This is a genomic window from Leekyejoonella antrihumi, from assembly GCF_007845645.1.
In the GTDB taxonomy this organism is placed as follows: domain Bacteria; phylum Actinomycetota; class Actinomycetes; order Actinomycetales; family Dermatophilaceae; genus Leekyejoonella; species Leekyejoonella antrihumi.
This window is the reverse complement of sequence record NZ_VCQV01000017.1, coordinates 75,893-102,733: the sequence shown is the minus strand read 5'-3', so window position 1 is coordinate 102,733 and position 26,841 is coordinate 75,893. Positions and strand designations below refer to the sequence as shown.

Below are 26,841 nucleotides of genomic sequence, written 5' to 3'. Positions count from 1 at the left end.
GCACGGCAGGCACAGGCCCTCCCGGTGATGTTGGCGAGTCTCGACAACCCGTCTTTTACCGGGGCCTGTGCCTGCTTCGCTGCGTGACACGCCGCAATGACCGCGCCTATCCGCGGAATCTCTAAGGCCGCCGACCTCCCAACCGGCCGACGGGGCTTCGCGCCATTCCCACCTGAAGGATGGACACGTGCAGCACACATACACGCACCAGTAAAGGCTGCGCCCCGCAAGACATCGGCATCCGGGACGGTCACTGCGGTGACCGTCCCGGATAGGACGCAGTGTGAGACGGTCCGGAGATCTGAGCGCCGAGCTCCGATCCGCCGCCGATGATCGCCCCGATTGCGGAGCAGCCGGGGTGTCCTCGCTGGAGATACGTGCACAACGGGCTTCATCGGGCAGTTCCGCACCCCGCAGGTGGATCCCAGGTGGCCTGCCCCGCGTGCCGATCCCCTACCCAAGCACGGTTGAGATCTACGCGCGACCGGTTCCCAACGTGGCCAACGTGTAGGCAAAGGTCGATGGGCGCACGCCATGTGGGAGATTCGAGCGATGACACCGGAGGAACTGCGCGAGTACTGCCTGGCAAAGCCGGGTGCCCGGCCGGACGAGCCCTGGGAAGGTGATCTGGTGGCCAAGGTGCACGACAAGATCTTCGCGTTTCTCGGCGGCGGGGAGGCGGTGGGTGTGAAGGCCGGCGCGACGCGCGAGGAGGCCGACGAGTGGCTGGCTCAGTACCCGCAGGATGCGAGTGTCATGGCGTATATCGGACGGTCCGGGTGGAACACGCTGCGTATCGGCGGCTCGATCTCAGACGACGAACTGCGCGAGGCAATCGACGCGTCCTATGACGCGGTGGTCGCGAAATTGCCGCGCAAGCACCGCCCCATCTAGAGCCTGTTACGAAAGTCGTTTGAGCCAGTGATCGATGATGCTCCCGCGGACGGTGGCGGTGTATCGGACGGCGAGCTTGTCTCCTGATCAGAAATCCGATCCGCGCGCACCACGCATCGCACGCTCTCAACGTCAGCGCCGCATCGTCAGGAGATCCGGCCGGCACGGCCGCTGTCGTGGTTGGGTGGTTGTCAGTGGACATCAGTACGATAAAGGTATGAAGGAAGCAGCGGGCGACCCGGTCACCGAGAGCGATACGGCTCCGGAGTGGTTGGCGGCGGCGACCGCGCTGCTGGACCGAGATCCGGGCACGGGGCTGGTGGATACCGACCGGCTCCTCGAGGTCATGAGCTGGTTGGGGCAGGCGGCGTTCTCGCATGCGAAGACCGACCGGTCCCACCATGACAGGGCCGGGCTGCTCGACCAGATCCAGGCGGCGCAGGCGCTGATCAACACGGCCAGCGCGATCCAGCACGTCCGGGTGGCGCAGTACGTGGCGACCACCGAGACTCTCGACCTGCACCTTGGCACTGACCCGGGTGAGGACGCTGGAGGGCCGCGGGAGTGCGCGCACGAGCTGGGGCAGGTGGGCGAGTTCGCCGATGTGGACCTGGCACCGGTGATGTGCTGGGGACCGATGCAGGCCACCCGCCGCATCGAGGAGGCCGTCGACGCCGTCACCAAAACCCCCCGGTTGCTCGATGAGATGGGCGCCGGGCGCCTCGACGCGACCCGGGTCGCGCAGGTGACCTGGGAACTGGCTGAAGCCGGCGACGTCACGTGCGCGCAGGTGGAGGACCTGCTGCTGGGCCGCGGGCTGTGCTCGTGGACCTCGCGGCAGGCCCGTAACCGGGCCCGGACCCTGGTCCGGCGGTGTGACCCGCCCGCGGCGAAGACTGCCCGGGCGAAGCGCACCAAGGAGGAGATCGGGGTGTTTACCCGGCCCGGTCCGGAGAACGGGTTGACCGAGTGGACCGCGATCTTGCCCACCAAGGACGCGCTCCCGGCGTTTCAGGCCGTGGACGAGCTGGCCCGGCAGCTACACCAAGACTCCATGGCCGGTAAGACGCTGGGTGAGTGCCGGGCGGACGCCCTGTGTGACCTGATCCTGGGCCACGCCGATGTGCAGACCATCGTCAACGTCCTGGTCCCCATCAAGGCCGGCGCCAACACGTCCACCGGCGCGCCCAGCGGGGATGAGCCAACCAGCCCGGTCGAGCAGGTGCTCTCCGACGTGCTGGCCGACTACAACTGGGACGCCGCCCTGCGAGACCTGATCATCGACCTCGACCACCACCCCGACGACGATGGTGATGGCAGCAGCGACGTCGCAGGCACCAGCAGCAGCGGCGGTGCATGCTCATCGGGCGCATCACCACCCGCCGATGAGCATCACCCACCCGAACCAGATCCACCCGAACCAGATCCACCCGAACCAGATCCACCCGAACCAGATCCAGCCGAACCAGATCCACCCAAGGAAGGCCCGCCCGACCAACCACCGCCGCCACCTGGCGTGCACCGACCGCTGTGCCTACCGGATGTGGAGATCCCCGGCATCGGGGTGATTCCCGCCGAGGCCGTGCAAGAGATGATCTGCACCCTGGGCACCACCGTGACCCGGGCCCTGGTCGACTGGCACACCGGCACCATCCTGGAAACCGGGGCGACCACCTACCGGCCGACCGCAGCGATCCGCCGACACGTGATGCTGCGAGACCAGCACTGCAGATTCCCGGGCTGTGAGAGACCCGCAAAGTTCTGCGACGTCGACCACGTCACCCCCTGGCCACAAGGACCCACGAAAGTGTCGAATCTGCAATGCCTGTGCCGGCACCACCACCGCGCCAAGCACGAAACCCGCTGGCAGGTCACCATGACCCCCGACGGCACCAGCACCTGGACCAGCCCATCCGGCCGCGAATACACCACCTACCCCGGCACCCTCGACGTCACCGCCGACCTGCACGTCACCGCTGGGGCGCCCGTCGAGTCGGACAGCCACGACGCCGACGGCGCGGGACAGCACCCGGCACCAACCGACTAGAGCCTGTTCCGCACGTGGTGCCGGCGTGTCTCGTGCCGGCGTGTCTCGTGCCGTGAGGCGAGGCCTCCCGCGTAACTCGTTTGGGTACCAACACAAAAACGCCACTGCAGGCGCCCAGATGACCACACGACCACGATCGTCGACCACCGGCTCAAACGACTTTCGTAACACGATCTAGTCCCCGGCCCGACGGTGCGCCGAGTCACTATCGGCCGACGTTCCGCTCTTCGGTGGGCGGGCCTGAATGCCTCCCACCTTTCAGCTGAGCAGCAGGACGACCGGCGGGGTGAGCACGAGTGCGATGGCTGCCGCATAGATCAGTGCACGGGTTGCCGGTGGCAGGGCGCGCCCGGTGGCGGACATGCGGTCGATGCGGGCGCCCAGCTGATCGGACGGAGGGTCGGCCGGGTCGGGTTCGATGCCTGCGGCCTGGGCGAGAGCGACCTGGCGCAGCGCCTGCTGCAGGTCCGAGGGTGGGCAGTGGTGCAGCGCTGCGTCGTCGGCGAGCATCTCGACGAGAAGCCGGACCGCGGTGACGGATCGGGCCGCAGTCGGCAAGAACGGAAAGGTCTTGGACCAGGCGATGAACGGCTGGATGACCAGATCGTGGCGGCCGCGCGCGTGGGCCTGCTCGTGGGCAAGGACCGCAGTCAGCTCGCCGGGGCTGAGCGTGTCCAGCGCTCCACGACTCAGGACGATCTGGGGCCGGATCCCGGGGAGGCAGTAGGCCATCGCCGTGGGGTGATCGACCAGGCGAACCTTCAGGTCGGTGTGGTCGTCGGCGGCGTGCACCCGCCGGGCGTCGGCGATCGCGTCCAGAAACCGGCGATGGGCCCGGCGAGTGGTCGCCACCCGCACGGCGGACGTCCCGGTGGCGGCGGCCAGCCATGCCCCGACGCCGCCGGTCACGGCCACACCCAGCCATCCGGCCGGGCCGAGCCGGGACCAGTGCGACGGGACGGCCAGGACGCCGGGCAGCCAGCGCCGGTCGAGGCTGCCGGCAGCCAGGGTCATCCCGGCGGTCAGCACGCCCAGCCCGCCGCCGAGCCCGACGGCCTGCCACAGCAAGAGGGCCGCTCGCGGCGCCCGAGCCGGCCAGTCGGCGCGGGCCAACGCCGCAGAGACCGGCCCGGCCAGGGCGATCGTCATCCCGGTCAGCCCGGCCGCCTCGACCTGGAGCAGCACGTCACTGAGGCGGCCGAGCGCGCCGCAGCGCTCGGCGCAGGTGTGCGGTGTCGGTGTCCGTGACTCCGCCGAGGAACCGGGTCAAGGCTGCGTCGCGGTCCGCGGTCTGGCCCAGCGCGTCGAGCATCATCGCGGCGATGTAGTCCTCCCGGCTGATGGCCGCGCGGTATATGTGCGGCCTGGTCAACTCGTCTCGGGTGGCAAGGTCCTTCTGGCGCAACCGGTCCAGCACGGTCAGCACCGTGGTGGTCGCACGGTCTCGGCCGGGCAGCACATCGGCCACCTGTCGGGCAGTCATCCCGTCCGGGTGCTCCCACAGCGCCCGCAGGATCGCCCGTTCGAGCTTGCCTTGGCCCGCCATGCCACACCTCCGTCCGCGAACAGCATCGATCCGATCGCCTAACGCGAGTCTACAGTGTGTAGAAGATCACGTTGCGGACCCTCCCGGGGGTCTTCTACGCAGCGTAGAATCGTCTACGTCGTGTAGAAGAACAGGCAGGCCGTAAGGCCCACTCCAAGGGAGTCAACCGTGACCCAGGTGTCCAAGAAGCCGCCCGCCCCGCAACCGTCGGAGTTTCGCGGCGAGTTGTCCCACGGCGAGGACCACATCAACAAGGTCACCTGGGCGGGCTCGATCGGTTCCGAGCACGCGATAGCGCCTCGGATCCGCGTCGGGCGCGACCGATGGTTCAACATCTTGTGGCTGATCCCGATCGGGTTCGCGGTCGCGCTCATCGCGGTGGCGGTCGCGCAGGGGCTGCGCACCATGCCGTCGATCCAGCACTTCATCGCCGACTTCCCGGGCGTCCCGTCCCCGACCCAGGCCGATGAGCAGCCGGGCATGCCGTGGTGGGTGAATCTGCAGCACTTCGTGAACATCCTGTTCATGTTCTTCATCATTCGGTCCGGGTGGCAGATCCTCGTCGATCACCCGCGCCTCTACTGGACCCGGCACTCGCGCCCGGGCAACGAGTGGATGCGGGTGCGCCCCAAGTCCCCTGACGACCCGCTGTGGACCGCCAAGCAGGACTCGGTCGATCTGCCCAAGCACGTCGGTCTGCCCGGGCTTCGGCACACCATCGGACTGGCCCGGTGGTGGCACTTCACCGTCGACATCGGTTGGCTGGTCAACGGCGTCGTCTTCTTCATCCTGATCTTTGCCACCGGGCAGTGGCAGCGCCTGGTGCCGACGAGCTGGCGCGTCTTTCCCGATGCGCTGTCGGTGATGATCCAGTACCTGTCGTTGAACTTCCCCGCCAACCACGGCTGGGTGGCCTACAACGGACTGCAGCTTCTGGCCTACTTCATCACCGTATTCATTGCCGCCCCGCTGGCCCTGATCACCGGCCTGGGCATGTCGCCGGCACTGTCGACCCGGTTCCACCGGTTCAGCAGGGTCTTCCACATCCAGCTGGCCCGCTCGATCCACTCGCTGGTCATGATGTGGTTCGTCTTCTTCATCGTCGTGCACGTGACGATGGTCTTCGTCACCGGTGCCCGGGAGAACCTGAACGCCATGTTTGCCGCCCGCGACTCGAACGGCTGGCTCGGCGTCGGGATCTTCGGGATCGGCGCCGTCATCATCCTGGCCGCCTGGTTCACGGCCAGCCCGTTCACACTGCGCCACCCGAGGGTCGTGCAGAACGTCGGCAACGCCGTCGCCGGCCCGTTCCAACGCTGGTTCGAGAAGGTGAACCTGAGCCCGAACCAGTACACCGAGGCCGACATCTCCGACTACTTCTGGCACAACGGCACCTGGCCCGAGTCACCGGAGTACGCACGCCTGATGGCCAATGGTTTCGAGGACTATCGGCTGCGGATCGACGGGCTGGTCGACAACCCAATGGAGCTGAGCCTGGCCGACCTGCACGCGCTGCCCCACCACGAGCAGATCACTCAGCACTACTGCATCCAAGGTTGGTCGGGTGTCGCCAAGTGGGGCGGGGTGTCGATGAGCACCATCCTCGCGATGGCGCAGCCACACGCCGACGCGAAATGGGTCGTGTTCTACTCCATTGCCGAAGGCTCCGACGGCGGCATCTACTACGACGCCCACCCCATCGCCCAGATGCGAGGCGAGCTGGCCATGCTTGCCTACGAGTTCAACGGCGAACCCCTCACCTACGGGCATGGCGCCCCGTTGCGCCTGCGCAACGAGGTCCAGCTTGGCTTCAAACAGGTCAAGTGGATCAAGGGCGTCGAATTCGTCGCGCACTTCGACGAGATCGGCGGCGGGTACGGCGGCTACAACGAAGACCACGAGTACTACGGATACAGCCAGTCCATCTGACCGCTGTCCGCGGGCGTCGGAAGATGGATGGCCCGGCTGGTGCGCGAGTGCGCACCAGCCGGGCCGCCGACATTGATCGATCCAGGTCAGCTCACCGGTGCCCCCGAGGCATTGTCCGTGGCAAGCTCCTCGTGCTTCACGCTGAGCAGCAGCAGGGTCGCGATGGCGCCGACCAGGACCATGGCGGCGGCGACCCAGAACGCCTGAGTTGACGCGTAGGTCTGGATCTGACCACCGAACTGGGCCTGGAACTGTTTCATGGCTGCGGCCTTGCCGGCTGCCGTCTGCGGCATCGCCTGACCGTGTGCCGCGGCCTGCCTGGTCACCATGGCCACCAGGTCCCGGCTCTTGCCGGTCGCCGCATGAGAGAACACGGTCGACAGCGCAGCGATGCCTACCGCGCCACCGATCTGCTGGGCGGTGTTGAGCGCGGATGCCGCGGCACCCGAGTCGTTCTTGTCGATCCGCGCGGTCGCGGTGAGCGTCAGCGGGATGAACAGCAGACCCATGCCGAACGACATGACCAGGATCCAGGGCAGCAGGTGCGAGGCGTAACCGCTGTCGACGGTGAGATGGGTGAAGCCCCACAGCGCGATAGTTGTCAGGATGCCGCCGACGCCGGAGATCCAGCGTGGGTCGACGCGGCTCACCAGGTTGGACGCAACTCCTGCGGAGGCGATCATACCTGCGCTGAACGGCAGGAACGCGATGCCCGACTTCATCGGCGAGTAGCCCAGCACCTGCTGGATGTAGAGGCCGAGGAAGAAGAACAGGGCAAACATGCCGGCGCCCACCAGCAGCATGGTGAACAGGCTGACCGCGCGGTTGCGGTCCGTGAGGATGCGCAGCGGCAGGAGCGGGTGCTTGGCCCGCGACTCCGCGATCACGAAGAGGCCGAGCACGATGACCCCGCCGATGAGCGGGACCAGCGTCAGGAAGTCTCCCCAGCTCGCACCCTGCTGGGCGGCATGCGACAGGCCGTAGACGAGGCCGAACAGGCCGACGGTGCCGGTCACGGCGCCCGGCAGGTCGAGCGTCCCGTCGTTGCCTTCGGACTCGACCAGCACGCGTGGGGCGAGCATGGCGGCGAACAGGCCGATCGGGACGTTGATGAAGAACGTCCAGCGCCAGTCGGCCTCGGTGAGAGCACCGCCGAGGATCAGGCCGATGGCCGCACCCGCGCCGGACATCGCGGCATACACCGCCATGGCCCGGTTGCGCGGTTTGCCGGCAGGAAAGGTCGTGTTGATCAGCGCCAGTGCGGCCGGTGAGGCCAGGGCCGCGCCGGCACCCTGCAGAATGCGAGCCGCGATGAGCAGCATCGGGCTGGGGGCAATGCCACCCAGGAGCGAGGCGAGCGCGAAGATCATCACGCCGAGGACGAACATCCTGCGGCGACCGACCAGGTCGCCGAGGCGACCGCCCAGCAGGAGCAGGCTTCCGAGCGAGAGCGCGTAGGCCGTGACGACCCACTGGCGACCGCTGTCGGAGAATCCCAGATCCGTCTGGATGTGGGGGAGCGCGATGTTCACGATCGTGGCATCGAGCACGATCATCAACTGCGCGCAGGCGATGACGACGAGAGCAAGTCCGAGGTGGCTGGAACCACGAGCGGCCTTCTCGCCGGCTGCCTTTTCGACGACTGTCGACATGGCAGTAATTCCTTTCGAGAGCGAATGTAGGCGTGCGGTATCGACCTGGCGGCGACAGGTCACCGTCAGTGCGAGGTGGTGCGTATTTCAGACACAACGGTCCCAGGGCATACGGACCGTTGTTGTCCTAAAGGACCGTGGCTGGCTCCAGGGTGGCCCGGCAGGCGGGCATCAGGATGTCGTCCAGCACGGCGAGGATGAATTCTCGGTTTGGTGGTTCCTGGTGGTCCATGACGTGTGCGAACTTCATGGCCGGTAGCACCTGGGACAACAGCACGAGGTCGGCGTCGGAGCCGATCTCGCCGCGTTCCTGGGCGCGGACGAGCAGAGTGTGCAGTGCATCCCTGCGGGGTTCGATGAAATGGGTGTTGAACGCGCAGGTGAGCTCGGGGTCCCGGTGGAACGCCGGGAGCACGGCGGCGATCACCGCCGGCATCTGGTCATTCTCTGCGCCCTCGCAGAAGTGGCACTCCAGGTCCGATCGCAGATTTCCCATGTCGGGAAGTTCATCGGAATCCCTTAGCGGGCAAGCCATCTCCTCGACCGCCTGCACCACAAGATCTGCCTTGGTCGGCCACTTGCGGTAGAGCGTCGCCTTGCTTGCCCGGACGTGTGCAGCCACAGCATCGAAGGTGAGCCGGTCGTATCCGACCTCGAGCAGCACCTCGATCGCTCCGGCGTAGATCTCGCGCTCGCGGTCGCCGACGACGCGCCGCTTGCCCGCTCCGCCGCCGTCCGGCTCCTGCGCACTCATACTTCTCCTCGGTGATCATCCGCCGCCTGGGCCACGAATGGAACGAAACTGTTTCGTTTCATCGAAATCTACGCCGGTCGTGGCCGATGCACAAGTCCGTTGCCGGTAGCGTATAAATCTTGGGTCAGGCTGTGCGCCGTCGCCGGTATTGCATAGGATGACTATGAGCACCGGTGTTGGGGCGAGAACTGTGATCACGATCGAAAGGCAGTCCACATGGTGCAGGAGCACATCGTCGGCTGGGCGGCGCACCGCGAGGCGGTGGCCGATCTACAGCGCCAGCTGACCGGCATACCTGCGGGAGAGCCGGTGCGCCTCGCGAAGAAGACGTCCAACCTGTTCCGGCCGCGCGAGAAGGCCTCGCGTCCCGGCTTGGACGTGTCGCGGCTGCACGGCGTGATCGAGGTCGACGCTGAGGCCCGTACCGCCGATGTGCAGGGGATGACCACCTACGAGGACCTGGTCGATGCCACGCTTCCGCATGGACTGATGCCGCAGGTGGTGCCGCAACTGCGCACCATCACGCTCGGTGGGGCAGTGACCGGGCTGGGCATCGAGTCGACGTCGTTCCGCAACGGTCTGCCGCACGAGTCCGTGCGTGAGCTCGACGTGCTGACCGGATCCGGTCAGATCGTCACCGCGACGCCGGATGGTGAACATGCCGACCTCTTTCGAACCTTCCCGAACTCGTACGGCTCTCTGGGCTACTCGGTGCGCATCAAGATCGATCTCGAGGAGGTGAAGCCTTACGTCCACCTTCGGCATGTGCGCTTCACCGATGTGGCCGACCTGGTTGCCGGCCTGGAGGCCGTGCTCGCTACCCGTCAGCACGATGACGAACCAGTCGACTTCGTTGATGGGGTGGTGTTTTCGGAGCAGGAGGGCTTCCTCGTGCTCGGCCACTTCGTCGACAGCGCGCCGTACACCTCGGACTACACGGGCCAGCAGGTCTTCTACCGTTCGATTCAGCAGCGCACCGAGGACTACCTGACGATTCGGGACTACATCTGGCGTTGGGACACCGACTGGTTCTGGTGCAACCGCGCACTGGGGCTGCAGAACCTCAAGTTCCGCCGGCTGGTGCCCAGGCGCTACCTGCGCAGCGACGTCTACAGCAAGGTCATCCGCTTCGAGACGCGGCACGGCTGGATGGCCGCTGTGGACGCTCGCCGAGGTAAGCGTCCGAGGGAGCGGGTCATTCAGGATGTCGAGCTGCCGCTCGAGCGCACGGAGGAGTACCTCCGCTGGTTCCTCAAGGAGGTGCCGATCGAGCCGATTTGGTTGTGTCCGCTAGCGGTCCGCGATCAGGACCACGGGACTCAGCCCTGGCCGCTCTACCCACTGCAAGTGGGCAGGCAGTATGTCAACGTCGGCTTCTGGTCGACGGTCGAGATTGTGCCAGGCGCGCAGGACGGCGACGTCAACCGCAAGATCGAGCGAGTGGTTCACGAGCTCGATGGGCATAAATCGCTCTACAGCGATGTCTACTACGAAGAAGAGACGTTCTGGTCGTTGTATGGCGGCCGGACCTACCACACCATCAAGGACCGGTACGACCCCGACGGCCGACTGCCGGACCTCTACACGAAGGCGGTGAAGCGGCGATGACGCTCAGCATCGGTGAGATCTCCGATCGCGTGCTCGGAACGGATGTGCCGTTCCGGGTCACGGCGTATGACGGGTCGACGGGTGGCAACTCAACGGCGAAGGTCGGGCTCAACATCACGAACGAGCGCGGGCTGCGCTATCTCGCGACGGCCCCCGGTGAGCTCGGGCTTGCGCGGGCGTACATCCAGGGCGACCTCCTGGTCGAGGGGATCGACCCGGGGGACCCGTACGACTTCCTCACCCTGTTCCTGGACGACTTCAACCCGCTACGCCCGTCTCCAGGGGAGGTCGTCGAGATCCTGCGGTCCATCGGCCTGAGCAGCCTGCTGCCTCCGGCGCTGCCCACGCAGGAGGCCCTGCCGACCTGGCGGCGCGCGGTGGAAGGCCTGCGGCACTCGCGGAAGCGCGATGCCGAGGCAATCCACCATCACTACGACGTCAGCAACGAGTTCTACGAGATGGCACTCGGGCCGTCGATGACCTACACGTGCGCCTGCTATCCGACAGAGAGGTCCACGCTCGAGGAGGCACAGGCGCACAAGTACGACCTGGTCTGCAAGAAGATCGGGCTCAAGCCGGGTATGCGACTGCTGGATGTCGGCTGTGGCTGGGGTGGAATGGTGCGGCACGCGGTCGAGAACTATGGAGTGACCGCGCTCGGGGTGACCCTTTCGGCGGAGCAGGCGCACTGGGCGGCGCAGAAGATCAAGGCCGACGGCCTGGACGATCGCGCCGAGGTGCGCCACCAGGACTACCGCGACGTCACCGAGGGTGGCTTCGATGCGGTCAGCTCGATCGGCCTCACCGAGCACATCGGAGTGAAGAACTATCCCGCCTACTTCGGTTTCCTCTACAGCAGGCTGCGCGAGGGCGGACGCCTGCTCAACCACTGCATCACCCGACCCGACACCAAGGCGCCGGGGCTTACGCGTGGCGGCTTCATCGACCGGTACGTCTTCCCCGATGGGGAGATCACCGGGGTAGGAACCGTCATCTCGGCGATGCAGGATGAGGGCTTCGAGATCCGGCACGCGGAGGACCTGCGTGAGCACTACGCGAAGACCTGCCGCGCCTGGTGCAAGAACCTGAGCGCGAACTGGGACGCCTGTGTGCGCGAGGCCGGGCTGCCCACGGCCAAGATCTGGGGTCTCTACCTGGCCGGGTCGTCGATCGGTTTCGAGCGCAACCACATCCAGCTGCACCAAGTGCTGGGCGAGAAGATCGCGCCGTCCGGGCAGGGGACCTACCCGTTGCGTTACGACTTTGGCGTCTGACCGGTTGAACGCACCACCACGCGAGGAATGAACTCGCGAGGTGGTGCGTTCAAGCAGTAGGGTTGGGCCTTGCATGGCCCAACGGGCTCGGCACGACTGGATCGGCCGAGGCGCAAGAGGAGATGCGACACAACTGAACAGTGTGACGTGCCCGCAGCCTGGGGGTGATCGGTTTCGACGTTGATCGCCGTTGTAAGGGAAGCGGGTCGAGGATGCACGGTTATCTCGATAACGCCCCGTGCAAAACCCATAGGTGCCAACTCAACGCGCACCGACTTCGCCCTCGCTGCCTAAGCGAGCCTCGAAGTCCGTCAGCCTGGGCTAGCTTTCGTCCCAGTGTCTGGCGTCAGCTAGGAAGCTTGCTGTGTCGTCACGTCGAGGGGCGGCACGGGACTCTTACTCGACTGGGCCTGTCTGGGAACGTGTGCGCGCGAGCCCTGGGGCCGAGAAAATCCATAGCGCACTGCACCCGGAGAAGCCTTGCTTCGTGGTTAGCGGACGCGGGTTCGATTCCCGCCACCTCCACCACCGGCACGTCACACCGTTCTTTTTGGTCGCATCTCCTCCTTTGCCCGGCTTCGCAGGCTCGGCCGAGCAAATCGTCGATACGACGTTTCCTTTCTGTCGCAGCTCGCTTCTGGTGTCAGCGGTCGAACAGTCGATAGCGATGCTCGGGTCGTCCGGCCGATCCATATTTCAGCTGCAGCCGGACCACGCCCTGCTGCTCCAGATAGTTCAGGTAACGCTGCGCAGTGGCCCGGCTGATGCCGACGGCCGACGCCACCTCGGATGCCGAGATATCGGAGCCGCTGGCCCGGACGGCGCCCTGCACCAGTTCGAGAGTGGGTGCAGAGTGGCCCTTCGCCAGTCGTGCCTGGGGCATCGACGGCGGTCGCAGCGCTCCGAAGAGCGTGTCGACGTCGGTCTGGGCCGCTTCGCCATTGATTTCGGCGAGGTGCCGCTGCAGGCGCTGGTAGGCCATGAGCTGCTCGGCCAGGGCGGTGAAGCCGAAGGGCTTGACAAGGTAATAGACGGCACCAAGCTGCATTGCCTGTCGCACGGCGGTGACATCGCGAGCAGCCGAGATCACCATGACATCGGGCGCGTGCGGCTCGCCACGCAGCGTCCGGACGACATCCAGGCCGCTGCCGTCGGGAAGATAGATGTCCATCAGCACCAGCTGGGGGCGGTCGGCCCGCACGAGGGACAGCGCATGCTGCGCGGTGTGCGCAGTGCCGACCATTTCGAAGCCCGGAACCCGTCCGACCATTGCGGCGTGAATGCCTGCCACCCGGTAGTCGTCATCGACCACCACGACCCGGATCGGACTGGTGCTCATGATGGTCCGCCACCTTCCACCCTGTCGCGATGGCTCGGCAGTCGGACCGTGAAGCGAGCGCCGGGGCCTTCGGTAGCTTCGATGCTGCCTCCCAGACGGGTCACCAGCCGGTGCACCAGCGCAAGGCCCAGCCCGCCCTCGCGCCGATCCGGCCCCGCCTTCGTGCTGTAACCGTCCCGGAACACCAGCTGGCTCGCGCCCGGTGGCAGGCCGGGGCCGTTGTCGGTCACCGCGATGGTCACCACGTCCTCCGCCTCCAGGAGCTCAAGGGTCACCCGCCGCGGCGCAGGCACCCGAGTGAGCGCCTCGAACGAGTTGTCGATGAGATTGCCGATGATGGTGGTCAGCGTTTGCAGGTTCTCCGGGGAGCTGCCGATCAAGGTTGCGGGTGAGATCGTCAGCTCGACCCCGCGTTCGCCGGCCTCAGCGGCCTTGCCCAGGAGCAGCCCGACAATCTGAGGGGCACCGATGTGGGCGCGCAGGGTGTTGTCGAACTCGGCGGCGGTGCCACGCACCTCGAGTGCATAGCTGAGCGCCTCATCGGTGCAACCGAGCTCCAGAAGACCCGCCACGGTGTGCATCCGGTTGACGAACTCGTGCTGCTGCGCGCGCAGCGAGTCGGTCAGCCCCCGTTCGCCGTGCAGCTCACGCAGCAGACCGGAGATCTCGGTGCGGTCACGGAGCGTGACGACCGCACCGTGCGGGTGCCCGGCCAGCGTGATCGGCATCCGGTTGATCACCAGCGCAAAGTCGTCCGTGAGCACGATGCCATCCAGCTCGGTGCGCTCTCGAGTCAGCGCATCGCGCAGCCCGCCTGCCGGGAGCAGATTCTCCAACTGACCCCCGGCCGACCCAGCCTTGAGTCCGAGCAGCCGCTGCGCCTCGTCGTTGACCACGCTGACCCGCCCGTCCTCGTCGAACGCAATGACACCCTCGCGTATGCCGTGCAGCGTCGCTTCGCGCTCCTGCAGCAGTCGGGCGATCTCGTCGAGCTCGAGACCGAACGTTCGCCGTTTCAGCCTCCGGGCGACCTCCCAGGAGGCCAGCACGCCGACCGCGAGAGCGATCGCGAACCACACCGCGTACGAGGGGAGCTCGTGCCACAAGGCGCTGGACACCGAACTCTCCTGGATGCCGGCAGACACCTCTCCCACCATGGTGCCATTCGGCCCGTAGAGCGGTGCCTTGCCGTTCGCCGACCGGCCGGTGCTGCCGTTGTCGATCCCGGTGTGCACTCTCCCGTCCTTGGTGACGATGGGCTCGGCGACCTTCTGCCCGATGAGGGCAGGGTCGGGGTGCGAGTGCCGGACCCGGTGCATGTCGATGACCACCACGTAGGAGGCGCCGGACTGGTGCGCGATCCCCGTCGCAATGTCCTGGACGGTTGCCGCGCACCCGGGCCCGTTCGTCGCCATGCAGCTGCGGATCGTGGGGACACCGGCGGTGGCCTCGGCGATGGCGGCCGCACGAGACTCGAACTGGCTGTCCAGATGGGAGCGCTCGGACCGGGCGAACAGGACGAACCCGACGACCATCGTCACAACGAGGATGGCCAGCTGGCCTATGAAGATCTGGCTGGAGAGCCTGCGCGTCCGGTTTGGCATGTGCGCTCATTGTGGCGCGCAAACACCGGTGCCGACAAGGTCCGGACGCGTGCGCAGAATGCGCAAAAGCCCTATCAATGCGGAGATCTACGACGTATGGGCGCAACGGCGACGTGACCGAGGTCACCTTCCTACGCTCGGCTGGCAAGACCGAACGAGAGGAGTTGCACATGGTCGGCAAGAAGTTCGCCAAAAGTGCTCCGGCGGCGACAGACACGTCACACGCGCAGGAGGCGGCACGCATAGAGATCACCGGGCTGACGAAACGATTCGTCACCCCGACCGGTGAGCCGTTCACCGCTATCCGGGATGTCACGTTCACCGTGGAGCCCGGGCAGTTCTGCGCCATCGTGGGACCCACCGGCTGTGGCAAGTCGACCACCCTCGGCCAGGTGTCGGGCCTCGAGCGCCCGAGCGCCGGATCCGTCGCGGTCGGCGGTCGGCCGGTCACCGGGATCACCAAGGGTGTCAGTTTCATGTTTCAGGCCGATGCGCTCTTCCCCTGGAAGACCGTGCTGGGCAACGTCATGATCGGCCCAACGCTCGCCGGAATGGCCAAGAAGGATGCCATCGCGCTGGCCCGCGACTGGTTGCGCAGGGTCGGGCTGACCGGGTTCGAGGACCGTTATCCGCATCAGCTGTCCGGCGGCATGCGCAAGCGGGTTGCGATGGCGGCGGCGCTGATCAACGAGCCGAGGATCCTATTGATGGACGAGCCGTTCGGTGCGCTGGACGTGCAGACCAAGGCGATCATGCAGACCGAGCTACTTGGCCTCTGGGAGCAGTCGCGCCCGTCGGTGCTGTTCATCACCCACGACCTGGACGAGGCGGTCGCACTCTCGGACCGCGTTCTGATCATGACCAGCGGCCCCGGGTCCATCAAGGAGAGCTTCGAGATCGACCTGCCCAGGCCACGTGGCGAGGTGCAGGACATCCGGCATGAGCAGCGCTTCTTGGAGCTGCAGAACCAAATCTGGGCGTCACTGAAGGACGAGGTCCAGCGCGCGTACGCACGAACGGCGGGCGCGGCATGACCACGACAGCGGCAGGAACGAGCATGAGCACAGTTGACGCGAGCCGGAGATCGGTCGGAGTCGAGGAGACCGAGGAGGGAATCCGCGCGGCCACGCGTCGCGCCCGCCGGCGGCACGCCGCCCGCATGTGGCTGGGCCGAATCCTGCTGCCCATCATTTTGATCGGCGGCTGGCAGGTGTCCACCGCGACGGGTGTGGTCGACAAATTCTTCTACGGTCAGCCGTCGATGATCTGGCAGGCCCTGGTCAGCCTCTTCACGAACGGCACCGCTTTCGGATCGATCTGGTTCAACCTCGCAGTGACGCTCAAGGAGGCGGTGTTCGGCTTCCTGCTCGGCACCGTCGGAGGGATCATCTTCGGGCTGCTGCTCGGCCAGAACCGGCTGCTGTCCGACATCTGCAGCCCCTACATCAAGGCGCTGAACTCCGTGCCCCGGATCATCCTGGGCTCGATCTTCGTGGTGGCCTTCGGGCTCGGAACCTTTCCCAAGGTGCTGCTCGCCGCGGTCCTGGTGTTCTTCATCGTGTTCTTCAACGCCTTCCAGGGTGTCCGTGAGGTCAACCAGGACCTGGTCGCCAACGTCCGGGTACTCGGCGCATCCCCCCTGCAGGTGGCCCGGCACGTGACCATTCCGTCGGCTCTCACCTGGATCATCGCCAGCCTGCACACGGCCTTCGGGTTCGCGATCATCGGCGCGCTCGTGGGTGAGGTTCTCGGATCGCAGGCCGGCATCGGCCTGATCATCGTGCAGGCGCAGGGGCACTTCGACCCGAACACGGTGTTCGCCGCGATGATCCTGATGGCTGTCATCACCCTTGTCGCGGAGTCGCTCCTCAGCATTCTCGAGAAGCGCGTCCTCTCCTGGCGACCACCGAGCCGGACCGAGGCGCAAGCGATCTGAGCTTTCCAGTGCGGCCGGCACGCATCTCACTCGGTGCCGGCCCCCCCATCTCCAGCGTGACCAACGAAAGGAACACCCCATGTACAAGCGTGCGATAGGCGTGGCCGCGATCGCGGCATTCGGGATCGGACTGACGGCCTGTGGAAGCAGCGGTTCGGGCGCCACGGCCTCGGCCGGTGCGAGCAGCGGTTCGGGAGCGTCCGCCAAACAGGCGGCGGCCGGAGGCTCCGTGCCCACCGTCTCGCTGATGGTCGGAGGTATCGACAAGCAGATCTACCTGCCCTACCAGCTCGCGCAGGACCTCGGCTTCTACAAGAAGTACGGAGTGAACGTCAAGCTCTCGACCGAGCAGAACGGCGGTGTCGGCGCCGAGGAGGCGATGGCCTCCGGACAGGTCGACATGGCCGGCGCGTGGTACATCCACACCATCGACTTCCAGTCGAAGGGCAAGGACGTCATCAACGTGGCGCAGCTGTCCGGCGCCCCGGGAGAGCGCGAGATGTGCGCGAACAACAGCGGGGTGCACTCCGCCGCGGACTTCAAGGGCAAGACCCTCGGTGTCACGGACCTCGGCTCGGGCACCGACGAGCTGACTCAGTTCCTGGCCCACCAGAAAGGCATTGCGCACAACCAGTACAAGACTCTCGCCGTCAGCGCCGGCGCGACCGCTATCGCGGCCCTCCAGCGGCATACCGCGCAGTGCGTCATGACCACTCAACCCACTGTCGGTGCGATCGAGTCCCAGCACGTCGGCTACCCGGCGATCGACCTCGCCACCACGAAGGGCGCCACCGCGGCCCTCGGTGGGGCATGGCCGGCGGCCGGCGTGCTCGCTCGGGCCGACTGGGTCAAGTCGCACCCGGACGCCACCCAGAAGGTCGTGGACGCCCTCGTCGCCACGATGCACTGGATCGCCACCCACTCCGCGGCCGACATCGCGGCCAAGATGCCCCAGCAGTACGTGTCCAACAGCACGATCAGCAAGGCCCAGTACATCGCCGGGCTGAAGACCGACAAGGACCAGTTCCTGCCCGACGGCATCATGCCCGCCGGTGGCCCCAAGACCATCTACGCCATGGAAAAGGTGCTCGGTGTGGACGTCGGCAAGGTGACCCTGGCAAACACCTTCACCAACACCTACGCCATCAAGGCCAACACGCTCGAGGGCTTCAAGATGACCACGAAGCCGGCGGGTGCCGCAGGTTGAGCAGGTGCGGTGTGGGGCCGGTGCCCAGCCACGTGACCGTCGCGTGGCTGGGCACCGGCAGTTCCCTGCGCCCATTGTCGCGGCGGGGCCTGCATTGCGGACCCGGGTACGATATCGGGCGGCCTAGGGACAGAATGTCTCCATGAGCGCCATGCCTTCCGTGTCCAACTCCATCACCGTCCGACTCGAACTGCCCGGCCGGGCCACCGCCGTCAGTGAGCTGACAACCGCCGTCGAACGCTCGGGTGGCCTGATCACGGCCCTCGACATCACGTCGTCGGACAACGCCCGACTGAGCATCGACGTGACCGCGGCCGCCCGTGATGGTGGGCATGCGGACGAGCTCGTTGCCGCCATGGGCGCGGTCGAAGGCGTGCACATCAACAAGGTCAGCGACCGGACGTTCCTCGCGCACCTCGGCGGCAAGCTGAAGATCGAGTCGAAGGTGCCGATCCGCAACCGTGACGACCTGTCGATGATCTACACGCCAGGCGTCGCGCGAGTCTGCATGGCGATCGCCGAGAAGCCGGAGGACGCTCGCCGGCTGACCATCAAGCGCAACACCATCGCGGTGGTCACCGACGGCACGGCAGTCCTGGGGCTCGGTGACATCGGTCCGCTCGCCGCATTGCCGGTCATGGAGGGCAAGGCCGCCCTGTTCAAACGGTTCGCCGACATCGACGCGTTCCCGATCTGCCTGGATACCAAGGACTCCGACGAGATCGTCCGGACCGTCAAGGCCATCGCGCCGGCGTTCGCCGGCATCAACCTGGAGGACATCTCGGCACCGCGCTGCTTCGAGATCGAGAAGCGGTTGCGGGAGGAGCTGGACATCCCGGTCTTCCATGACGACCAGCACGGGACCGCGATCGTCGCGCTCGCCGCACTGCGCAACGCGCTGCGCGTCGTGAACAAGGACCTCAGCGAGGTGCGGGTCGTGCAGAGCGGCGCGGGCGCCGCCGGCACCGCGATTACTCGGCTGCTCGTGCGCGCGGGTGCGCGCGATGTGGTGATCTCGGACATCAACGGCATCGTGACTGCGGACCGTGAGGATGTCTGCGACGGCAACCACCCGGACCTGCAATGGATCGCCGAGCACACCAACCCGCGGCACGTTGTGGGGACGCTCAAGGATGCTCTCAAGGACGCCGACGTCTTCATCGGGGTCTCGGCGCCAAACCTGTTGACCGGCGACGACATTGCGACCATGGCCCACGACTCGATCGTCTTCGCCCTGGCAAATCCGGAGCCGGAGGTCGACCCGAACGAGGCGGCCCAGCATGCCACGGTCGTGGCGACGGGTCGCAGCGACTTCGCCAACCAGATCAACAACGTGCTCGTCTTCCCGGGGGTGTTCCGTGGGCTGCTGGACGCGCAGGCGACCGACGTCACGGATGCGGTCATGCTCGCTGCAGCCGAGGCACTGGCGAATGTCGTGACGCGAGATGAGCTCAACCCGGCCTACATCGTGCCGAGTGTCTTCCACGCAGACGTCGCCAAGGACGTTGCGGCCGCCGTGGTCGAGGCGATCCGGTTGGAGCAGGAAGAGGCACAGGCCACCTCGCCCGCGTCCTCGTAGTCGGCTCGGGGGCGGTCGGCCTCTCGGGGCGCTTGCCGGCGCGCCCGGATTGCCGAGTGGCGCATCTCACGTGCTGAATGCCCCGGATTGCGGGCGGCGCGGTCGGGAGCACCGTCGGCACCCGGTATGCTTGACTCTTCAGTCACGCGATCTTGCGTTCCTCATCGATTGTCCTGTGAGCGCCGAGATCCAATTCTTCGGCGCCGAGCAAACCCTCGAGCAGTCGGGCCACAGCAGATGATGTGGCCCCATGCCATGCCTTTGGTGTGCCATGCGCCGACAACTCGATGGGATGCCGATGAAGCAGAACAACAGTGGGCGTAGTGCCGCTCCGAAGAAGGCGCGGTGGAGCCGGGCCCAAAAGCTGGAGGCTCAGCGTTCCCCGGTGCGCCGCTCCCAGGGTGGGCGGACCCGCGACGATCGCGATGTGAGCCGCGGCCGACCCGAGCGGACCGCCGTTGGTCGAGATGACCGACGTGCTCCCGAGCGCAGGGATGACCGGCGCACTGACGAGCGGGGTAGGTTCGGCAATCGGGATGACCGTCGCACCGATGACCGGCGTAGCTATGGCAATCGGGATGACCGCAGGGATGACCGGCGCAGTGACGAGCGGGGTAGGTTCGGCAATCGGGATGACCGTCGCACCGATGACCGGCGTAGCTATGGCAATCGGGATGACCGCAGGGATGACCGGCGCACTGACGAGCGGGGTAGGTTCGGCAATCGGGATGACCGTCGCACCGATGACCGGCGTAGCTATGGCAATCGGGATGACCGCAGGGATGACCGGCGCACTGACGAGCGGCGTAGTTACGGCAATCGGGATGACCGGCGCAGCGACGAGCGGCGCAGTTTCGGCAATCGGGATGACCGGCGCAGCGACGAGCGGCGCAGTTTCGGCAATCGGGATGACCGGCGCAGCGACGAGCGGCGCAGTTTCGGCAATCGGGATGACCGGCGCAGTTACGGCAACGGCAACCGAGATGATCGCAGGAACAACAGGGACGAGCAGCGTGCAGAGCGCAGCCGTCCGGTCGAGCGGGACACTTTCAACCAGAACGAAGACCGTGCACCCCAGGTGGCGCACACCGAGGTTCCCGCTGCCAAGCAGGAGTCGTCGGCCAACGATGTGAAGGCGGCGCCAGTGGGACTGAACGGTAAGAGCTTTGACGACCTCGGGGTGCCGACGGTCCTCTGCGAGCGACTCGCTCGTGACGGCATCACCCAGCCCTTCCCGATCCAGGAAGCGACCATCCCCGACGCACTCGCCGGACGAGATGTCCTCGGGCGCGGGCGGACGGGCTCGGGCAAGACCCTGGCGTTCGGCCTACCCCTGCTGACCCGTCTTGCGGCCGGCGGCCACGCTCGGGCCCACCAACCACGCGCCATCGTCCTCGTGCCGACGCGGGAGCTCGCCATGCAGGTCAGCGATGCGCTGCAGCCGCTGGTGCACGTGATCGGCCTGCGCCACAAGCTGGTTGCCGGAGGCATGCCGTACGAGCCGCAACTGTCGGCGCTGGAGCGTGGCGTCGACCTGCTGATCGCCACACCGGGGCGGCTCTCCGACCTGATCGAGCGCGGTGCAGCGGACCTGTCCCGGGTGGAGATCGCGGTCCTCGACGAGGCCGACCACATGGCCCAGATGGGCTTCCTCGAGGCGATCACCGAGATCCTCGACCTGATTCCCGAAAATGGTCAGCGGCTGCTCTTCTCGGCCACGCTGGACCGCGGCATCGACACGGTCGTCGAGCGATACCTGACCGACCCGGTGGAGCACTCCACCGACGACGGGACGGCCAGCATCTCGACGATGGCGCACCACCCACTGCTCATCGAGCCGAGGGACAAGAAGGCCGTCATCGCAGAGGTCACCAACCGCGAGGGCCGGACGGTGGTCTTCGTCCGCACCAAGCTCGGTGCGGACCGAGTCGCCAGCGAACTGCGTGACAAGGGTGTGCTCGCCGCGGCCTTGCACGGTGGTCTGGGGCAAGGCCAGCGCAACAAGGTGCTGGCAGCGTTCAAGGACGGCCGGGTCCCCGTGCTCGTCGCCACGGACGTCGCAGCGCGCGGCATCCACGTCGACGAGGTGGGCGTCGTGCTGCAGGTTGACCCGCCCGCAGACCACAAGGACTACCTGCACCGAGCCGGCCGCACGGCGCGTGCGGGTGAGGCCGGGACGGTCGTCAGCCTGACCCTGCCGCACCAGCGCAAGATGATGCGCCGGTTGCTGGACGAGGCCGGCGTCGACGCCGACCTGGTGCGCGCGCGGCCCGGCGACGAGGTCATCCGGGCCACCGGTGGCAGCACGCCCGAGGGACGAGCCATCTCCGAGCACGACCTGCAGGCGATCCTGACCCCGGTCCGCAAGGGTCGCGGGCCGGGTAGGCCAGGGGGCAGCCGTGGCGGCTACAGCGGTGGACGCGGTGGCTACCAGGGTGGCCGTGGAGGGAATCGGGGTCGCGACGGTGAGAGTCGCTCCGGCCGCGGTGGCTATGGCGGCCGCGACAGCCGACCGCGCCAGGACCGCGACCGTGCAGGCAGCGGCCGTGAGGGTGGCTACGCCCGACGCAGCCAGGACTGAGCGCCGGCAGGCGAGCCCGGACACGGCATACCGGCACATAATGGTGTCGTGGATGACTTGACCGGGCGCCTGCTGGTTGCCGTCCCTCGTGAGGGAGGGGAGGCCGACCCGGACGACATCTTCGACCGCAGCGTCGTGCTCGTGCTCCATCACGATGACGACGGTGCCCACGGGCTGGTGCTGAACCACCCTCTGGACGCCAAGGTCGACGCCGTGCTGCCGGCCTGGCAGCCTCATGTCAGCGACCCCGGGCTGATCTTCCAAGGCGGCCCGGTGGCGCTTGACACGGCCATGGGCCTGGTCAGCATGCCGGGAGACGCGGAGAGCCTTGGCATTCAGCGGCTCTTCGGAGGGGTAGCGCTGGTCGATCTGGACGCGCCGCCGCCCGTCGTCATGCCCGAGGTGTCAGCGCTGCGGATCTTCGCCGGGTATTCCGGTTGGGGCAGCGGCCAGCTGGACCAGGAGCTGCGTTCCGGGCACTGGTTCGTTGCGGATCAGGAGGCACGGGATGCCTTCAGCGGGAGTCCGCAGACCCTGTGGACCCAAGTCCTGCGGCGGCAACGGGGGAGCATGGCCTTTGCCGCGTCCTTCCCGGCCGACCCGTCGATGAACTGAATGACTCCGCCCGGTGACGGGCCGGCCGGACTATTCTGGTCGGATGGCGGAGGCGCAGCCTGCGAGCGCCGCTGGGGGCGGCGCCCGCTATGTCGGAGATTTCCGCTTCGATCGCACGACCCGTCGGCTCTGGCGCAATGGGGACACGGTGCTGCTGCGACCGAAGGCGGCGGAGGTTCTTGCGCTTCTGATCGACCGCGCCGGCGAAGTGATCGCCAAGCAGGACCTGCTGGATACGGTCTGGCCGAGCGGGTATGTCGGGGACGCGGTCCTGTCCGTGTGCATCAACGAGCTGCGCCACGCCTTCGACGACGACGCCCATGACGCACGGTTCATCGCGACCGTCCATCGACGCGGCTACCGGCTGGTCGCCGACGTTTCCAGCGCACCACCGGAGCGGGGGCGCCCGGCCCCGTTGCTCGTGGGACGAAGACGTGAGCTCGCGGTCCTGCACCGTTGGTGGAAGGACGCGCTCGACGGACAGCGGCAGACCGGCTTTGTCGTCGCGGAAGCCGGCACCGGCAAGACGGCACTGGTCGATGCGTTCGTGGATGAGCTTCGTCTCGACGATCCTCTTCCGCTCGTTGGCCGCGGCCAGTGCGTGGATCTGGTTGGTCCGGGCGAGCCGTACCTGCCGGCGCTGCAGGCGATGGCGAACCTATGGCGAGGACCGCGGACCGCCGCGGTGACCGAGGTCCTGCAACGCTCGGCCGCCAGCTGGCTGCTGCAGCTTCCCGAGCTGTTCACCGACACCGAGCTGGCCGCGCTGCGGCAACGGGTCGGCCGTGCCTCCACTCCGCGCATGCTGCGCGAGTTCGCGGTGGCGATGGAGCAGGTCAGCGCGCTGCGTCCGTTGCTGCTAGTGCTTGAGGATCTGCATGATGCGGACCGGGCGACCGTGGAGCTGCTGTCCTTCCTGGCGAGACGGCGTGAGCCGGCGCGGCTGTTGGTGCTCACCACCTTCCGGCCGGCCGACGTCATCGCACGGGAACACCCGGTCCACCGAGTCGTGCAGGACCTGCGGGCTCGCGGACTCGCCGGTCAGCTCGCTCTGGAGCTGCTGTCCGCTGGTGACGTCTCCGCCTACCTTTCGGCCCGGTTCGCCCCTCGGGTGCCCACGCCCCGACTCATCGCGGGCGTGCACGAGCGAACGGAGGGTCATGCCCTGTTCATGGTGGCGCTCTGCGAGCACCTGCTTCGCGCTCGGCTGCTGGTCGAAGACCCTGACGCCGGTGGCGGTGTCGACACGGCCGAACGGCTCACCTCGCTCGGTGTCCCGAGCGAGGTGCGGTTGATGCTGGAGCAGCAGATCGATGCTCTCGAGGAGGCCGACCGGACCATGTTGGAGGCGGCCTCCGCGGCAGGTATGGAGTTCGCCGCCGACGTCGTGAGCAGCGCCTTGGCCGACGGGCCGGGGGAGATGGCGGTGGTGCAGGTGGAGGAGCAGTGCGGGCGGCTGGCGCGACCAGGGTCGCTGCTGCGGTTCCTGGGCGCCGTCGAGTGGCCGGATGGAACCGCCGCAGCCCGATACCGGTTCACCCATCAGATGTACCGCGAGATCCTCTACGAGCGGCTGGGGCCGGCGCGTCGCGCGGCCGTGCACCGCGCGATCGGCACCCGACTGACGGCGGTGCACGGCGCGCGTGCGGCACAGGTCGCGGGCGAGCTCGCCCTGCATTTCGAGCGCGGGCGTGACTACCCGTCGGCGCTTCGGTGGACTGTCGCGGCGGCGACCACGGCGGCGGGGCGGTCGGCATACCCCGAGGCGCACGCGCACGCCCACCGCGGTCTTGACCTGCTCGACCGGATGGATGACCCGGCAGTGCGATCCCAGCTGGAGCTGGCACTGCGCCGCAGCGAGGTCGTCAGCGCCGCCGCCACCTGGGGTTGGCGCCGGCCGGAGGCGCGGGATGCGTGCCTACGGCTGCAGCAGCTCGCGGATGCGCAGGGCGATGTGCCCGGGCTGGTCGCCGCGCTGCTCGGACTATACAACGCGGCCCTGATGGAGGGCGACGAGTCGAGTATGCGCGGATGCCTGAACCGCATCGATGGGGTGGTGCAGGAAAGCGACGACGACGCCGCTGCGCTGGTCGCGGATCTGCTGCGCATCCGAGCAGACAGCCGCAGTGGCCGATATGCGTCGATGTGGGATCGTGCGCAACGGATGCTGGACACCTGCGAAAGGGTGGACCACGCCGATCTCACGGCGATCGTCGGTGACGAGATGGAGGTCGCCGCGCACCTCTACGGCGGCCTGGCGCTGTGGCAGCTCGGTTTTGCCGACCAGGCCCGGGCCCATGCCGACGCCGCACTCGACCGCGCACATAGCCAGGGGGTGCCGGCCGGTCTGGCCCGCGCGCTGTGGTTCGCCGCGGTCATCCAGCTGTTGTGCGGGGATGCTGCACGGGTCCGCCGGCTGGCCGGACAGCTGGTGGCCGTCTGCAGTCGGCACGACCTGGAGATCTGGCGGGCAGGCGCCGCCGTGCTGGACGGCTGGGCGATCGGGGTTCTTGGTGACCCCGAGACGGGGTTGGAGCGGCTCCGGCAGGGTGCGGCCCGCTGGACCGGCCTGGCAGGCATCGGTGAGTCGCTGCACCAGCGGCTTGCCGCCGAGCTCTGCCTGGCCACCGGCGACGTGGCCGGCGGGCTCGCCGCGACCAGGTCCGGGCTGGACGCGATCGGCCGTACCCGCACGGTTCAGAGCGAACCCGAGCTGTGGCGGCTGCGTGGCGAGCTGCTCCGCCTCGACGGCGCCGAGCGCGCCGCCGAGGCGGAGGAAGCCCTGTCCAGGGCGCTGGAGCTGGCGAGCACCCGGCAGATCCGTGGGCTGCAATTGCGCGCCGCGACCAGCCTTGCTCGGTTCCGGCAGGCGCGGGGCCAGGTTCGTGTTGCGCGAGAGCTGCTCGCCGGCGTCTACGAGACCTTCACCGAGGGCCACGACACCCACGACCTGGTCAATGCCCGTGCCGTCCTCGACCAGTTGACGTGAGCGCTCGGTGGGCCCGCTGCCTTCTTCGGGCCAACGGCGCCGTGGCAACGTCGGTGAACGGCCGCGTCGTTTGTCGATGAACTCTGAGGCTCTGATCGCTCGACAGGGGGCCATTCGCGTTCATCATCTACCGGTGGCGCGGAGTCATGTACGCAGGTACCCGGCAGGCGTTGACCTGGATCTTCGGGATACTCGTCGAGATCGCAGTTTTTCGCCTGAGAACGGGGTCGAAGGGCTGAGAATTGCGATCTGGATGACGCGGCAGATCCGTGTGTTGACTCACGTAAGCGCGTGCATCATGTGGCGGCTCACAGCGGCGTAGTCTCGCGTGGTGTGAGTAGGACTCTGACGGTGATCGAGCTCGACACCGTGAACGCAAGGGTTGCAGCCGAATTGGCCGCGATTCACGAGGAATCGGCCACCGCAGCATATGCGCACATCTCCGACGGCCCGTTTCCGCGCGGGGAGACCCGAACACGCTGGGCGACGTACACCGGTCGGGTTGCTTTGGCCCAAGAAGGCGGCCGCACGATCGGATTCGTCGCATGGCACAGCGATGAGCTTGATGCCCTCTACGTCCGTCCCGAAGCTGCCGGGACAGGCGTCGGAACAACTCTCATCAACACGGCAACGAACACCACGCACCTGTGGGTCCTGGAAGCGAACGCTCACGCACGTCGGTTCTACGAAGTGCGCCGGTGGCGCGCTTCGGGTGCTGCCCGGCGTGTTTGGGAGGGCGCAAACGAAGTGGAGTACCGGCGGGGATGAACGTCCCGACGGGTGAGCTCTGCACTGCTGCACGACCTGCTCCGTAGGGCGATCCGCCGACGGTGATCTACCCCCGACCGCACAAGAGATGCGGCATACGACACGATGGCACGCCCACGGATGGACGTTGAGGGGGCGTCAGAATCCAACAAATGACGCTCACGTGCACCGACCTGGCCGCCACCGAGGGTCCGAACCCGAAGAACTTCCGAAGGACTTCGGACGGCATCGGTTCTAGCATCGATGGGGTCATGAATCAGTCGTCACGGCCCATCGATCCCGAGCAGTCGGTGAGCCTTCCGGTGAATCGGTCCTTCGTGCTGCAGTTTCGCGCCGGCTCCGGCGTCGACCCGGGCGGGTCGTGTTCCGGCCGGGTGGAGCACGTCGTGAGCGGAGAGGCGACGCGGTTCGAGGACCGGGCTGCCCTGTGCGAGTTCATTGCGCGGATCCTGCGCACCCGCACGAGCGGGTCGTCACCGGCGGAGAACGAGGAGGAGGCTCGATGAGTACGCGGCAGTC

At 67.2% G+C, this 26,841-nt stretch carries 21 protein-coding genes and 1 other RNA gene; 15 read left to right on the top strand and 7 right to left on the bottom strand.

Annotated features, from left to right (window positions below; all coding sequences use genetic code 11):
• Positions 1 to 552 precede the first annotated feature (552 nt).
• Together FGL98_RS13155 and FGL98_RS13150 are read left to right on the top strand one after the other, a co-directional pair.
• A complete protein-coding gene (locus FGL98_RS13155) occupies positions 553 to 894 on the top strand; it encodes an MmcQ/YjbR family DNA-binding protein (protein WP_146317223.1) in 342 nt (113 codons plus the stop codon).
• Positions 895 to 1,111: 217 nt separating this feature from the next.
• Positions 1,112 to 2,941, top strand: a complete 1,830-nt coding sequence (locus FGL98_RS13150; protein ID WP_186526159.1) for an HNH endonuclease signature motif containing protein — start codon at positions 1,112 to 1,114, stop codon at positions 2,939 to 2,941.
• A 258-nt stretch (positions 2,942 to 3,199) separates the two neighbouring features.
• Here the strand turns inward: FGL98_RS13150 and FGL98_RS13145 are convergent, their stop codons facing one another.
• Together FGL98_RS13145 and FGL98_RS13140 are read right to left on the bottom strand one after the other, a co-directional pair.
• A complete protein-coding gene (locus FGL98_RS13145) occupies positions 3,200 to 4,126 on the bottom strand; it encodes a M56 family metallopeptidase (protein WP_146317221.1) in 927 nt (308 codons plus the stop codon).
• Between the two features lies 1 nt (position 4,127).
• Entirely contained in the window at positions 4,128 to 4,487 is a 360-nt protein-coding gene (locus FGL98_RS13140) for a BlaI/MecI/CopY family transcriptional regulator (RefSeq protein WP_146317220.1), read from the bottom strand.
• 168 nt (positions 4,488 to 4,655) lie between these two features.
• Here FGL98_RS13140 and FGL98_RS13135 point away from each other — a divergent pair, with 168 nt between their 5' ends.
• Entirely contained in the window at positions 4,656 to 6,416 is a 1,761-nt protein-coding gene (locus FGL98_RS13135; RefSeq protein WP_222432163.1) for a molybdopterin-dependent oxidoreductase, read from the top strand.
• An 86-nt stretch (positions 6,417 to 6,502) separates the two neighbouring features.
• Here the strand turns inward: FGL98_RS13135 and FGL98_RS13130 are convergent, their stop codons facing one another.
• Together FGL98_RS13130 and FGL98_RS13125 are read right to left on the bottom strand one after the other, a co-directional pair.
• On the bottom strand, positions 6,503 to 8,068 hold the full coding sequence (locus tag FGL98_RS13130; RefSeq protein WP_146317219.1) for a DHA2 family efflux MFS transporter permease subunit: 1,566 nt from the start codon (positions 8,066 to 8,068) through the stop codon (positions 6,503 to 6,505).
• A 127-nt stretch (positions 8,069 to 8,195) separates the two neighbouring features.
• Positions 8,196 to 8,822, bottom strand: a complete 627-nt coding sequence (locus tag FGL98_RS13125; RefSeq protein ID WP_146317218.1) for a TetR/AcrR family transcriptional regulator — start codon at positions 8,820 to 8,822, stop codon at positions 8,196 to 8,198.
• 216 nt (positions 8,823 to 9,038) lie between these two features.
• On the opposite strand from FGL98_RS13125, the gene FGL98_RS13120 reads away from it, so the two are divergent.
• The 3 genes from FGL98_RS13120 to ssrA all read left to right on the top strand — a co-directional run bounded on the left by FGL98_RS13120 (position 9,039) and on the right by ssrA (position 12,232).
• A complete protein-coding gene (locus tag FGL98_RS13120; RefSeq protein WP_146317217.1) occupies positions 9,039 to 10,430 on the top strand; it encodes an FAD-binding oxidoreductase in 1,392 nt (463 codons plus the stop codon).
• Complete coding sequence (locus tag FGL98_RS13115) at positions 10,427 to 11,704, top strand: class I SAM-dependent methyltransferase (protein ID WP_146317216.1); 1,278 nt, start codon at positions 10,427 to 10,429, stop codon at positions 11,702 to 11,704. The genes FGL98_RS13120 and FGL98_RS13115 overlap by 4 nt, the downstream gene beginning before the upstream one ends.
• 160 nt (positions 11,705 to 11,864) lie before the next feature.
• Positions 11,865 to 12,232: a transfer-messenger RNA gene (gene ssrA, locus FGL98_RS13110) on the top strand.
• A gap of 115 nt (positions 12,233 to 12,347) precedes the next feature.
• On the opposite strand, the gene FGL98_RS13105 is transcribed toward ssrA, so the two are convergent.
• Both FGL98_RS13105 and FGL98_RS13100 read right to left on the bottom strand, forming a co-directional pair.
• Positions 12,348 to 13,043 carry a response regulator gene (locus tag FGL98_RS13105; protein ID WP_146317215.1) on the bottom strand — a complete coding sequence of 232 codons (696 nt, stop codon included), beginning with the start codon at positions 13,041 to 13,043 and terminating at the stop codon, positions 12,348 to 12,350.
• Complete coding sequence (locus tag FGL98_RS13100) at positions 13,040 to 14,647, bottom strand: ATP-binding protein (RefSeq protein WP_146317214.1); 1,608 nt, start codon at positions 14,645 to 14,647, stop codon at positions 13,040 to 13,042. The genes FGL98_RS13105 and FGL98_RS13100 overlap by 4 nt, the downstream gene beginning before the upstream one ends.
• Positions 14,648 to 14,724: 77 nt before the next feature.
• Here FGL98_RS13100 and FGL98_RS13095 point away from each other — a divergent pair, with 77 nt between their 5' ends.
• From FGL98_RS13095 to FGL98_RS13080, 4 genes are all read left to right on the top strand, one after another.
• Entirely contained in the window at positions 14,725 to 15,681 is a 957-nt protein-coding gene (locus tag FGL98_RS13095; protein WP_222432162.1) for an ABC transporter ATP-binding protein, read from the top strand.
• A gap of 23 nt (positions 15,682 to 15,704) precedes the next feature.
• On the top strand, positions 15,705 to 16,583 hold the full coding sequence (locus FGL98_RS13090; RefSeq protein ID WP_222432161.1) for an ABC transporter permease: 879 nt from the start codon (positions 15,705 to 15,707) through the stop codon (positions 16,581 to 16,583).
• A 79-nt stretch (positions 16,584 to 16,662) separates the two neighbouring features.
• The gene (locus FGL98_RS13085) at positions 16,663 to 17,790 is read left to right on the top strand and encodes an ABC transporter substrate-binding protein (RefSeq protein ID WP_146317212.1); all 1,128 of its coding nucleotides are present in this window, start codon (positions 16,663 to 16,665) and stop codon (positions 17,788 to 17,790) included.
• A gap of 142 nt (positions 17,791 to 17,932) precedes the next feature.
• Positions 17,933 to 19,369: an NAD-dependent malic enzyme gene (locus FGL98_RS13080; RefSeq protein ID WP_146317211.1), complete on the top strand. Its 1,437-nt coding sequence runs from the start codon at positions 17,933 to 17,935 to the stop codon at positions 19,367 to 19,369.
• A gap of 142 nt (positions 19,370 to 19,511) precedes the next feature.
• On the opposite strand, the gene FGL98_RS26330 is transcribed toward FGL98_RS13080, so the two are convergent.
• Entirely contained in the window at positions 19,512 to 20,456 is a 945-nt protein-coding gene (locus tag FGL98_RS26330; RefSeq protein WP_246136534.1) for a hypothetical protein, read from the bottom strand.
• On the opposite strand from FGL98_RS26330, the gene FGL98_RS13075 reads away from it, so the two are divergent.
• The 5 genes from FGL98_RS13075 to FGL98_RS13055 all read left to right on the top strand — a co-directional run bounded on the left by FGL98_RS13075 (position 20,448) and on the right by FGL98_RS13055 (position 26,828).
• Positions 20,448 to 21,950, top strand: coding sequence for a DEAD/DEAH box helicase (locus FGL98_RS13075; RefSeq protein ID WP_246136533.1), 1,503 nt, complete (start codon positions 20,448 to 20,450; stop codon positions 21,948 to 21,950). The two genes, FGL98_RS26330 and FGL98_RS13075, sit on opposite strands and share 9 nt — an antisense overlap.
• 48 nt (positions 21,951 to 21,998) lie before the next feature.
• Positions 21,999 to 22,565 carry a YqgE/AlgH family protein gene (locus FGL98_RS13070; protein WP_146317210.1) on the top strand — a complete coding sequence of 189 codons (567 nt, stop codon included), beginning with the start codon at positions 21,999 to 22,001 and terminating at the stop codon, positions 22,563 to 22,565.
• Positions 22,566 to 22,608: 43 nt separating this feature from the next.
• On the top strand, positions 22,609 to 25,554 hold the full coding sequence (locus tag FGL98_RS13065; protein WP_146317209.1) for an ATP-binding protein: 2,946 nt from the start codon (positions 22,609 to 22,611) through the stop codon (positions 25,552 to 25,554).
• A 351-nt stretch (positions 25,555 to 25,905) separates the two neighbouring features.
• Entirely contained in the window at positions 25,906 to 26,322 is a 417-nt protein-coding gene (locus FGL98_RS13060) for a GNAT family N-acetyltransferase (RefSeq protein WP_186526158.1), read from the top strand.
• Positions 26,323 to 26,474: 152 nt separating this feature from the next.
• Positions 26,475 to 26,828, top strand: a complete 354-nt coding sequence (locus tag FGL98_RS13055; RefSeq protein WP_146317207.1) for a hypothetical protein — start codon at positions 26,475 to 26,477, stop codon at positions 26,826 to 26,828.
• Positions 26,829 to 26,841: the final 13 nt, after the last annotated feature.